This window comes from Paenibacillus sp. O199, assembly GCF_001636635.1.
In the GTDB taxonomy this organism is placed as follows: domain Bacteria; phylum Bacillota; class Bacilli; order Paenibacillales; family Paenibacillaceae; genus Paenibacillus; species Paenibacillus marchantiae.
On record NZ_LGRP01000063.1, the window covers coordinates 1 to 11,877 of the forward strand.

The 11,877-nt window shown below is 40.0% G+C and carries 11 protein-coding genes and 1 pseudogene; 10 read left to right on the forward strand and 2 right to left on the reverse strand.

The genetic code is table 11. From position 1 onward, the window contains the following. Nucleotides 1-319: 319 nt before the first annotated feature. Nucleotides 320-1,372, reverse strand: a complete 1,053-nt coding sequence (locus A6049_RS31410; RefSeq protein ID WP_063568335.1) for a hypothetical protein — start codon at nucleotides 1,370-1,372, stop codon at nucleotides 320-322. A 356-nt stretch (nucleotides 1,373-1,728) separates the two neighbouring features. On the opposite strand from A6049_RS31410, the gene A6049_RS31415 reads away from it, so the two are divergent. From A6049_RS31415 to A6049_RS31465, 10 genes are all read left to right on the forward strand, one after another. Then, nucleotides 1,729-2,358: a hypothetical protein gene (locus A6049_RS31415; protein ID WP_063568336.1), complete on the forward strand. Its 630-nt coding sequence runs from the start codon at nucleotides 1,729-1,731 to the stop codon at nucleotides 2,356-2,358. 200 nt (nucleotides 2,359-2,558) lie between these two features. Beyond that, nucleotides 2,559-2,783 carry a TrbC/VirB2 family protein gene (locus A6049_RS31420; protein WP_063568337.1) on the forward strand — a complete coding sequence of 75 codons (225 nt, stop codon included), beginning with the start codon at nucleotides 2,559-2,561 and terminating at the stop codon, nucleotides 2,781-2,783. 17 nt (nucleotides 2,784-2,800) lie between these two features. Next, entirely contained in the window at nucleotides 2,801-3,859 is a 1,059-nt protein-coding gene (locus A6049_RS31425; RefSeq protein WP_063568338.1) for a hypothetical protein, read from the forward strand. 16 nt (nucleotides 3,860-3,875) lie between these two features. Beyond that, complete coding sequence (locus tag A6049_RS31430; RefSeq protein ID WP_063568339.1) at nucleotides 3,876-5,744, forward strand: VirB4 family type IV secretion system protein; 1,869 nt, start codon at nucleotides 3,876-3,878, stop codon at nucleotides 5,742-5,744. Beyond that, complete coding sequence (locus tag A6049_RS31435) at nucleotides 5,744-6,817, forward strand: M23 family metallopeptidase (protein WP_063568340.1); 1,074 nt, start codon at nucleotides 5,744-5,746, stop codon at nucleotides 6,815-6,817. The genes A6049_RS31430 and A6049_RS31435 overlap by 1 nt, the downstream gene beginning before the upstream one ends. A gap of 2 nt (nucleotides 6,818-6,819) precedes the next feature. After that, nucleotides 6,820-7,386 (forward strand): hypothetical protein, encoded by a 567-nt coding sequence (locus A6049_RS31440; protein WP_063568341.1) that lies wholly within the window; start codon nucleotides 6,820-6,822, stop codon nucleotides 7,384-7,386. Between the two features lie 259 nt (nucleotides 7,387-7,645). Further along, the gene (locus tag A6049_RS31450) at nucleotides 7,646-8,674 is read left to right on the forward strand and encodes a conjugal transfer protein TrbL family protein (RefSeq protein ID WP_063568343.1); all 1,029 of its coding nucleotides are present in this window, start codon (nucleotides 7,646-7,648) and stop codon (nucleotides 8,672-8,674) included. A 14-nt stretch (nucleotides 8,675-8,688) separates the two neighbouring features. Next, nucleotides 8,689-9,339 carry a hypothetical protein gene (locus A6049_RS31455; protein WP_063568344.1) on the forward strand — a complete coding sequence of 217 codons (651 nt, stop codon included), beginning with the start codon at nucleotides 8,689-8,691 and terminating at the stop codon, nucleotides 9,337-9,339. 16 nt (nucleotides 9,340-9,355) lie between these two features. Continuing rightward, a complete protein-coding gene (locus tag A6049_RS31460; RefSeq protein ID WP_063568345.1) occupies nucleotides 9,356-10,927 on the forward strand; it encodes a hypothetical protein in 1,572 nt (523 codons plus the stop codon). 21 nt (nucleotides 10,928-10,948) lie between these two features. Next, the gene (locus A6049_RS31465; protein WP_063568346.1) at nucleotides 10,949-11,242 is read left to right on the forward strand and encodes an AbrB/MazE/SpoVT family DNA-binding domain-containing protein; all 294 of its coding nucleotides are present in this window, start codon (nucleotides 10,949-10,951) and stop codon (nucleotides 11,240-11,242) included. A 167-nt stretch (nucleotides 11,243-11,409) separates the two neighbouring features. Here the strand turns inward: A6049_RS31465 and A6049_RS33070 are convergent. Further along, a pseudogene (locus A6049_RS33070) lies at nucleotides 11,410-11,877 on the reverse strand (hypothetical protein); the annotation flags it as partial.

Sequence of the window (11,877 nt, forward strand, 5' to 3'; positions counted from 1 at the left end):
GCGCTATGGAGGTGCGCGGATCTCGTCCGGATTGGAGAGAACAGCCGCGTGCCGGTCACCTGTTACATCCTCAGAGAGCTTCCACAGGCTTTCAGGAACGCTTTAAATGCTGATTGATAGGTTTGTACTGGTTGGATACATAAAAGGTATCCTGGGCTGTTTCAGGCTGTTATAAAATGCTGTGAAAGAACAATGTTAATTCCATTCCCATTCAAAAGTGATTCAAATTGAATTCAAATTGAATGTATTCAGTCATATGCGGATAATAGAAACTCAGAAATAATTCATATTGAATTCAAATTGAATGCAATCACTTTCTTTAATGCATCTCTGAAGTAGCGGCAGCCAATTGGTGACTACTATTTTTATAACGCTCTAATCTCCGTTGAAATCTCTCTTCTTCACGTCTAGCTTCATCGGCACGTGCATCATCTTGATCCACTTCAAATTGCTTGTTAACAATGGTTGTCGCAAACCAACGAGGGAACACTTTAACCTTATCGTTAGATTTTGATCTTTTAACAAATTCCGCAAATGTTCGATCAATAGCGTCACAAGTATAATTATTAATATCTTGCTGCTGTGTTCGCATATACTCAACAATCTGGATGCCCATTTCATTTTTTATGTTGCATGTTGTTAGGTTTTGCAAAAAGGCTTCATGTCGGATAGTAGGAGCTTTTGTTTTGCTCACAAATATCAACATGTGGATAAGCGGATCGCGTCCGGTGTATACCTCTTCTTCTTCAAAGCTTAAAGATTGAAAACCTAAAGATAGATAATTACTGACTTGCTCAAAATGAGCAACCCCTTGCTCATTTTGAGCAACCCCTTGCTCATTTTGAGCAACCCCATACATATGGTATTGCTCATTTTGGGCAATACCATATGTTGTGTCATCGGGCATTTTTTCAACCTTTTGCTGAGGTTCAGGAAGTGCATAACCTTCAAGAGAGAAACCTATTTTGTTCAGTTCAGTTTGTATGTAAGCCAGATTTACACGGTAATAGTTAGTTACATAACGAGGATCGGGATTAGGGCGGCATTCCATAAATCCTTTATCCACAAGCGCTCTCATTTTTCTATCCACAGTTTGACGCGTGGAGAACATTACTTCTTCGGCCATTTCCTTTGCTGCTTTCCAAAACCATCCGTTTTTCATCTGTTTTTTTAGACTAGCAATTTTTCGTTTGTCTCCAATTTTTTCATAGGCGCTGATCTCTGTTTGTATTTCTTGATCTGATTTGTTAACAAGCTCCTGCCAGAATATCATTTGGTTCAAAATTGCTGCTGAAACTGCATCACCTGTAAGACTTACAAATTCTTCTTTGATTACACAACGTTTAAGTTTTCTCGGCTGTTGTTCTGACATAAATAAAAAACCTCCGTTTTTGCCCATATACTCCATAAAACAGGGTTAGGCAAAACAGAGGAATTCCTTTACTATAGGGCTATTTTCATGGTATAATACCAATATAAATGTAGCCAAATAGAAGAAATCCTCTATCAAGCTTTCGCCTGGGATGTTACAAACGGTTCTCTCGTCGCCAAACAAGTGACCGTTTATAGCATAGTGTGGAGCAGATAGGGGATTTTTTTTGTTTTAAAATACTTATTGAAATGTTATCTTTAGATAACGAGTGAATCTATTTAAACTTAACTAGCATTATAGCAAAAGATGGATACAAAGAAAATGACATTTTCGGAATGAACTAAGGTGGGGATAATTTGGCTAGTCCCAAACTAAATCTAGCATTAAATAAAAATGCTGAAGAAATCATAGCGTTGGCTGCTAAGAAAATGGGAACCAGTAAGCGCAATGCAATTTCACTGGCGCTGGTAGAGATCCTTAAAAACTCTTATGACAAACGTTTTGTAGATTTACTTGCTAATGAAATTAAACTATCTATTGCAACAGCATCAACCATTAGTGAGCAAATGCATACGATGCTTGAAGGCATAGAAAGGCACGGATATTCTAGACGTGTATTTTTTGGTTTACTCATATCCGATTATTTTTTACACAACCAGGACAAATTCATTGAGCAAGACGATCCTTACGATTCCGATATGGGAAAGGGTAGTATTGAGATCACTCTTGACCAAGAAACGAAGGATAAAATCATGGCTTATTGCCAAGCTAATTCCATGACAGTTGGTAGTTTATTTTCCCATTATATTTTACATGAGGATATAAATGTTGACTCTTACGAAATAAGCGAAAAGGCATATTTGAACCTAATATTTAGCAATAGTGTGAAAAAAGTCCTGGAAAACAAGGTTAAAAGTACCAATAGAACATATAGATTTTACTTAAATCTAGTCGCTGAACAAATAATTAGGAATATTTCCACGTAGGGATTGCCTTTAAATAGGGCAATCCCTTCTTTACAAACTCAAATTAATCTGTTAAATTCTAATCAGATTCAAATTGGAGGGATTATATGGTAAGTAGGAGCTAATGTCAGTTGGGAGTATCGTCCAATACTCGACTTATAGGAAGTCTTGTAAAATTCCTATTAGAAGGGAAAATGCTAACACTAAGGGAGGAATACTTAATGTTCGAGTCGTTACAAGGGTTGTTCAATACATTGTTTGGTGATATCACCAAAACCTTCATCACCCTGTTTACAATCGGTATTTTGGTTTGTGGTTTGATGGCTGCATTTGGTGGGGAAGAGAATCAACCTAGATTCAAAAAAGGTTTGATCTCTTGCATTATCGGATTGATCGTGTTTGTACTCGCAAAACAGATTGTGGACTATTTCCAAAGCAATCTTTAATTTAAGGGGCTGATTATGTGATTTTTGACAATCAGTCAGCAGTAGAGCGTAGAGACCGTTTAAGGGAGGAAGGGAAGATTGAACTTCCTCTCAATGTAGATACGAAAAAATACATCCTCTCCTTAATCAAGTACCGGGATATACTTATCTCTTTGCCATTAATGGCTATAGGATTTCTGGTGTTGTGGTATCTAGTTCATGCTGGCTACTCATTTAGCGCACAATTGCTTCTAATTTGTTTATCACCTTGGGGTACATTTTTACTCATCCTCACCCTCCATCACCCGGATCGTAAGAACATCAACTTCTTTACACATCGGGTTATATGGAGAATCCAGTTCAATAGACGACAAAAATTATTTGTCTATACGAAAGGTGATTTCATGAGCAGTAAACAAAAAAAGAATGCATCGAAAGATATACGGGAGCAGCTTGGCATAAAGAATGTGTACTCTGAATGCTATGAAACAACCGATAATCGGTTCGTGAAAGTCATTCGGGTATCCAGTGTTAACTTGTCATTGCTGAATAAGAAAGAAAAAACGAAGATTTTTCAGGCTTATGAAACATTTTTGAATGATTTACCACGATCCATGTTACCTCTTCAGGTGAGCCAAATTGCTCAACCGATAAACCTCACAAATTATGGCCGTTATATTGATGATCAAACAGCCAAAGAGGAATCTTATCCAAAGGCAATTCTTGCTAAGAGCTATTTAAAATATGTTGACGATATACAGAAAAGTAAAAACATGGTTTCGCGGAATAGGTACGTGATATTGGCACGTCCATTTAATTCTATGAATCGCAAAAAGGTGCTTGATGAACTGGAACGAGACGTTAAGATCGTAAGCACTCAAATAGAAAATATGCTTGGTGGACGTTACGAGCTGAAAACGAAAGTCTTGGACAATGAAGAACTCTTTCACTTAATGTTTGCTTGCATCGATTATGAAAATGCACAAGTGAATTTCAGCTTCAAAACAGCCCTATTCTCCCCGTTAACCGTGGGTGAACGGACTTACGAAGAAATGAGTGGAAGCTGGCAGCAGATGAAGACAGATCACATCATGTAAGAAAAGGAGAGCGAACATGGGCATATTCTCCAAAAAGAAAAAGGAGACATTAGAGTCTTCTTATATCGGTTTCAATGAAAATATATTAAATATGTTATCGCCGGATTCCATCGAAGAAGAAGAATCATTTGTACGTGCGGGTGCTAACTTTACACGTACTCTAGTTGCTGTCGAATACAGCGCTATATTGAACCAGGAACACATTATGAACCTCAATGACTTGTCTGAAAATATCAGCGTTGTGCAATTTTTGACGGAATATGATTCGGCTGAGGTTCGAAAGCAGTTATCTGAAAGCATACGTCAGAACCGGCAAAAGGCTGATTCTAAGTATGTAAACGATGCTGGTAAAGCTGAAGCTGAAGCACAGATTGATAGTGCCCGTATGACACTCAATCAGCTCAGTTACAAAAATGAACGGATGTACATGTTCCAAATGCTCATTCACATTGTTGCAGCGGATAACAAACAACTTGATACACTGACGCAATTGGTTAAATCCGTAGTCGGGCCATTTGCCAAAACGGTAACGCCTATGACCAAGCTCAAAGATGCTTTTGATAGCTTTCTACCAATTGGTCATAACAAGGTCTATGACTTGACGTATCGTCCAATGAACGCCGAAGCAGTAAGCTTCTTTTTTCCATTTCATGAAAACGAAATTTTTGATCAACATGGGATTATTAAGGGACGCAACATAACAACCGGTAATGTCGTAATCGTAGATGATTCCAAGCTGCACAATAAACATGAGTTTTTGATAGGTATGTCAGGAACCGGTAAATCAAGTACCCTTTTCGCTAACATGATGCGTAAATGGATGCTTGGCAACATCATCCGGACAATTGATCCTAAAGGAGAGTTCGGGGCGATTTATAAAAGTCTCGGCGGTGAGTGGGTTAAATTATCCTTTAATGGTGGGAGCATAATTAACCCCTTCGACATACCGGCGATCAGCGCCGATGCACAAAAAGAAATGGAAAGACAGGGGATGTCAGAAGGGAACCCATTGCTTGCTAAAATAAGTACCCTGTTAACCATGTTTAAGCTTATGTATCCAGACATGAATGATCTTCAGGAAGATATACTTTCCAAATATCTCATAGAGCTGTACGAGAAATTCAACATCAACGAGCGAACAAATGTAGGGAAACTTAAAAAAACAGACTTTCCAATTATGCGTGATTTGTATGATTTCCTTGCAGAGAAGAAGGATAAAGGCGAAGAAGAATTCACGAAAATTTCTGATTTCCACACTATCCTATATGCGTATTCCGAAGGGCTTTTTGCAAAAATCCTGAACGGTCATACGAACGTGGATATCACGAATCCGTTGTGTGACTTTGACATTTTAGAGCTTCAGCACAAACCAAAGTTGCAGCGTGTCGTGTACTTCCTGCTTTTATCTCATATCCAATATGAAGTGGTGAACGGTGATAAATCAGAATCGCAACTTTATATTGACGAAGCTCATATCATTGCCGATCCAAAGGTTCCTCTGGCAATGGAATATTTGTACACGGCTATGAAAATGCTGCGATCCTTTAACTGCGGCATTACACCGGCCAGTCAATCTATCAAGGACTTTTTATCGGCTAGAGACGATCAACGAAATTACGGAGAAGCCGTTATTAACCAGGCGACCCAAAGATTCTATCTGCCGATGGCTGATACTGAAGTTGACTTCTTAGAACGTGAAATGAACATGCAATTTTCGGAAGAAGAAAAGACGGCCATAACGGTTGTGGAAGGTCGTAAGGAAGAAGAAGCCGGTAAGGGGCTGTACTTTGTTGGTTCTAAAAAAATTAGGCTGCAAGTCGTACTGACAGACGTAGAGAAACAGCTATGGTTCGACCGGAAGCCTTTTAGTGAAGTGATCATCTAATGAACGATTTTTTAAAACAGGCTCTACTCTACAAAGCAAGATACTACATTTTGATCATAGCGCTTGTAGCAGGTGTGGTAGCAATCATAGCAGCGATCATGGCCGCTATCGTGGATGATAACAGCGGCGGATCTGGCCCAGGTGGATCTGGACCTTTGCTCTGTACGCCTGGCGAATTAAACATGGCATACATTGACGAGAAATTCGCTGATTTAGGAGTCTTTACAGGGAAACAAAATGTGTTTATCGAAGCTGCTACAAACAATAACATTGATCCGGTTTTGCTAATGTCCATTGCTATGCACGAAACGTCATACGGGAAATCACCAGCCGTGAAGAACAAGAACAACCCTGGTGGACTCATGAGACCCGATGGAAGTGGACTAATGACCTTTACAAGCTTGGATGAAGGCATTGAATTCATGGCTGCAAATTTGTATAGGCTGTATATCTCTCAGGGATTAGTAACGATTGAGCAAGTAGGTAACAAGTACGCTCCAGTCGGTGCAAAAAATGATCCGAATAACCTTAATGCTCACTGGATTCCAACTGTAACGCGGATAGTTAATGGTTTTGGCGGTTTGTCGGCAAACTGTGAATATTTTGTCACTGGAGACTATGCGTATCCTGTAACCCCTCCTATGGTCGTCACTTCGCCATATGGTATGCGGACACATCCTGTAACGGGGAAGCCGTCCACCATGCACAAGGGAACAGACCTTGCTTGTAGCATCGGTGATCCAATCTATGCAGTAGACAACGGTACGATAGCGGTTGCTGTGAAGTCGGGCGGCGGTAATTACGGCCATCATATCATTATAAATCACGGCAACATGTTTACTTTGTACGGCCATATGACCGCGGTATTCGTTAGCGTAAATCAAAACGTCACTAAAGGTGAACAGATTGGAACATGTGGAAAAACCGGACGTGTTACGGGGCCACATTTACACTTTGAAATTCAAAGAGGGGAAATATACGGTACAAGAGAAGATCCGTGGCCTTTCCTTGAAAGCATTGGCAGGAGCGAGGACGAAGGAGCTGACGACTCTATGGATAGAGGGGATGAATAGATATGAAAAAAGGTTGGATAATGCTCCTTTTGGGTGTTGGTCTTGCGTTGTCACTCGGATGGGGATTTAACCAATACACAGCGCTGCACAAAGCGCGGCAGACCATTGCCGGATACCAGGATGTTGAAGCCCTCAATCAGCGCTCTGAAGACTTTGTACGTGCGTATGCACAGGGGAAGCATCAAGAGTTTTTATCGAAGGCTGCTGCCGATCGTTTTGCTAGAGAAGATAATCGGGAAAAAGATCATGAAGACGTACACATGTCTGAAGATAATGGACTGAAAAATGTTGAAATAAAGCAGTTGTACACGAAGAAGGTTAAGGAGCGAGACGATCAAGCAGAATCCTATGCAACGGTTCGTCTTCAATATGAATTAGGTGGGTCAAATAGCCCAACTGATGATTACATTCAGACGTTCTCGATGTACTCCGCTTGGGTTAAAGAGAATGGGGAATGGAAGGTAAATAATGTAGATATTACTCTTACGGGTGACAGTAGTGATGATGAGCTGAGACGACAAGCGAAAGAAGCCCTAGAAAATGCTACGAAGGCGAGGGATGGGGAATGAAACTATCTCCAAGCCAAAGGGCGAAATTGCTGAAGCTATCCCGTAATACTCTCGCTGCCCTGGATAAACTTTTCAAGCTATTAACCAAAATTTATGAGCAGCCAATAGAAAAGGCGAAGCGTGAATTTTATTTAGAGTATAAAACCGAAATGACTGAGGACGAAATTAGAGAACTAAGGTATCGAATCACATTAAAGTGGAGTGTTGCTGTTTTTGTTGTCCTGTTCCTAATTTTCTTTATTGGGAGGTCAGGAGGACAATGAAAAAAACGAAATGGTTAATAAGTTTCGTTCTACTCATAACATTAGCAACAATGATATTCCCAACGGTCAGTTTTGCCGATGAAGGAGATTATTACGATCAGTACGAAGCATTTTTTGAGAACGCTCCGGAGAGTTACAAAGACTTCATTAAAAAATATGATCCAGATGAACGTACAGTAAGCTGTGGACGATTTGATGTATCTTGTCACGTTTATAAAATAGCCTTGGACTCGGGTGTCTCGGCTATGGATTTTATCAAAGATTTAATGAAGAAGACGGTCATATCTCCAACAGATATTGTCGGAAACTCGTCATATGAAGCTTACAAGGACGGAATTTTTGCACTATCGAAAATTGTCTTGGCGATATTTATTGCCTTTAATGCTGCTAAAATTGTGAGTTTACGAATGGGTGACGCTGAGGACAGCGCAACCGTCTGGAATGAGAAAATAGTATCAATTGTAGTCAGTGCATTTTTCCTCTTTGTCTATGACTCTATCATTGAATGGATCTTGCACGCGCAAGAGCTAATGATGCATGAAATTATCGACACGATCAGCAGCGAAGATATGATTTTGAACATGATTACCAACATTTTGATGGGGCCAGGATTGTTTGCAATAATCGTCATTTTAATAATCGGGATTATGCTCATTATTTTAATGTTGCAACTCTTCTATCGCACGGCTTTTGTAGCTATTTTGTATATCGCCGGGCCAATTGCAATTGCAACCAAAATAAACGATACGTACAATTTCTTCGATTTCTGGCTCAAAAATTTCATTATTGCATTCATCACATTAGCCTTGCAGCTTATTGCTATTGCGGTAGGTTTAAATCAATTCCTTATACCGCCATCCTACTTTGGGGATACGTATCACCTATTCCTAGGTGCAGCATTCTTTATCCTCTCGATGACTCTTCCAGGCATATTAGGACAATGGGGTTTTAGTACCGGATCGGCTCGATCTGTGGCTTCAGGTGCTAAGTCGGCGGTTAAAATGATGGTTCTGAAACGTAAATAAAAGGAGTGATCTGGATGAAAAAACTTATTCTCTTGGCAGCAGCGTTCATGATCGTTTTGTCGGGCTGTAGCAAGGAAGAACCGCCTGTAACCAATCCTATAGGTGGTGGAGAACAGGTTAAGGAACAGGAACCGGTACAGGAGCCAGAAAGAGAAGCTGTGTTCAGGAATGAAGACATTGACCAGGCAAAAAAAATGGCACAACAATATGTTGCTGTAATAACCGAGTTTCATGGGCGCACAGCTCATACAACAGCCGAACTTGACGGCCTTCATGAAGAAATGAGCGATAAAATAAAAAACTCTATAGCAATACATTCCCAGTCCCGTGTAACACGCATAAGCGGCACAGAACGGAACGAGAATGACATTCTTGAGTTAAGCGCATCGCGGTTTAGTCTGCTCACAGATGAAGCAACTGAAGTCTACTATGAAAATATTAATGTCAGTGAACTGACAATACCCATGACATATAAAATACCTGGCAAGTATGCAAGTAAAGAGCCTAAGAAATACACATTGCATTTTGTGAAAACCAATGAGAACCAGGTACAGTTAATTAGGGATGGATTTTTTGTAAGTGGTACGGATCTGGAAGAGAAGGATCAGGAGTCAATTAACCCATTCAACAAAGACAAGTTGAAAAACGATCTTAAAATACAGTGAAAGGAGTGAATGTTGTATGCAATCCACTGTTAATAAATATGGTGAAATTGAAGTGGTTGGTAATGAAGTCCACTACAGCATACCGCTTTCGTATACCGATTTTGATAGCCTGGATGAATTAGAAACGGTCTATAAGCAAAAGGGAATATCGTTGGCAGCCTTCAAAAATTATCTTTTTGCTCATGATATAACACTTGTAACTAACCGCCTGGTGTTCACTTACTTTTTAGAAGACATGAAATCTTTTTTCTACTTGCGACAGTTGTATTTTGAAGACCAAATTTACTACTTCCGATCTTTCATTGAATTAGCTAAAAACAATCCTAATACAGCAATTTTGTGGGATAAAAACAACCTTTTCGTAGACCTGACAGATAGCAAAATTAAGGCTCTAGTCTTTGAATTTGATGGGCATAGGCTTTACAGCACCCCTCCTACGTTGGATGGACTCAAAGAAGTAATTTTGCTATCCTTAACTACACTTTACAGGGTTTTGGGTAAACCCCGTCTAATTGATTTTATAGACCAAAGGGATAAAGTAATCAGGTTTGCGGAACAGGTGCTTCGAGCTTCTTCAGTCCAGGAAGTTGAAAGGGTTTTGGAAGAAACCATTGTAAACGTAGAACGCCAGGAAGAGATTCACCGGGAGTACGAGGAAAGCCTAAAGCAAATGAAATTTTTTGAAAGACGCAAGGAAATTCGTAAGGCCAAGGCTAACGGAAAGTTAACTGCCGCAACTTCATCTGAATTTGTGGAGAAGTCGAACCGCGGCTTGCGATCCAAAAATGATCTGGTTCGACCTGTTAAGAAGAAAGGCGATCAGGAAGAAAAACAAGGCTTCTTCAGTTCCAAATATTTTTACTTGGGATCAGTAGGTGTAGCGGCCGTAATTCTTTTAGCGAATACACTCACACCGCCTAATCCAGACGCGAATGCAGCATCTTCAGAAAATCCCGAGGTACAGCAGACGCAAGAGATTCCAACGCTGAACTCAGATCAGGTAGCCGATGTTTACCGTAAAATCATGAACGGCGAAAATGAAGAAGCTTTAAAAATATTGGATACAGTCGGATATGAAAATCTGGCTGAAGCCGAAAAGAAACAAATGATACTTTTATACGAAAAAGAAGGGCTTTATGAAAAGCTTATGCAGCTTGATCCAAGCCAAGCCGATACAGTGGTAATGAAAATGATCGAGAACAAAGAAACGGCCAAGCTAAAGGAACTACAGATACAATTCCCTGACGCTGCACCGGTAAATTATGAAGTTGCTTATATGACAGCTAAATATGATACTGTAATCGGTTTAGCAAAGGATATTGATATGACAGATAGTGAGTTGGCCGACAGAAGGAAAAACCAGCTTTTGATTTCTTATCTCTGGTCTGGACTGATTCAAGAAGCTACTCAATTAGCCGGGGATGATCCCGAAATGAAAGAGAAAGTGACTCAGTTCAAGTCCAGTAATCAACGAATCAAGGAACTTACCAATAAAATCAATGTTGCTCAAAACAAAAAAGATGATAAGCAAGTGAAGGAGCTGAAACAAAAGATTGAACAAATTAAAGCTAACGTAAACAGAATCTAACTTGGGCAGGGGGAGGATGGTTTGCAAAAGAAGAAGTATATCCGGAGTCTTGACGAGATAGGAAGATTTGTTCTTCCGAAGCAGCTTCGCAAAGAGCTGCATTTAGGGGAGAAACAGATGCTTGAAGTATTCAGTGATGGTGAGAGGATCATCATTGAAAAATACGACAACCTGGAACCCTGTTTGGTTACAGGAGAATCAACAAAAGCAAATCACACCTTTGCATTTGGAAATGGAACAGTAACGTTAAGCCCTGAAGGACTGGAAAAACTAATTGAAGAATTAAGTGAGTATAAAAAATCTCATAGCGATTAAATGAAGGCAGCCCACTAGGGTTGCTTTTTTTTTATGCTGTTCTCTTCCAGATCGGAGAGAGCGGCCGCGCTCCTGGCGCTTGGGCTTCAGTTCAGGGACGCTCCTGGTGTTCCTGGATACGTAATTCTTCCGGAGACGAACAAAAGGACGGCCACGGCCGTCCTGGGTTAAGTTCCAGGAGGAAAAACTATAGAATCAATAGATCTCGCACCAATTTGAAGACTACTAATATTCTCCTCAGGTGTGGAGCGATAGACTGAGATTCTATATATATAATTACCAACTGTTGGAGGGATATCAGTCCAAGTAATGTTTTGTACATATGCAGTATAGGATTGACCAGTTATAGTCTTATTAGATTCGGAAACAAAAATAGTACAGAGTGAATTTCCAGGATTTCTAGAAAGGCTAAACATTAAATTGTAAGAGTATTCACCACTACCAACAGTATTGATAATATATTGCACCATTGAATCTATCCTAACTATTTGCCCATTAGTGGTTATAGTTACAGGAAGAGATATAACTTCTGTTGCAATTAAAGGCGGTATACTAAGGGTTGGACTAGTAAATTGAGTAAAGAAGTACATGCTCCCAGCTCCTGTTGCTCCGGTCACACCCGTTGCTCCGGTCAC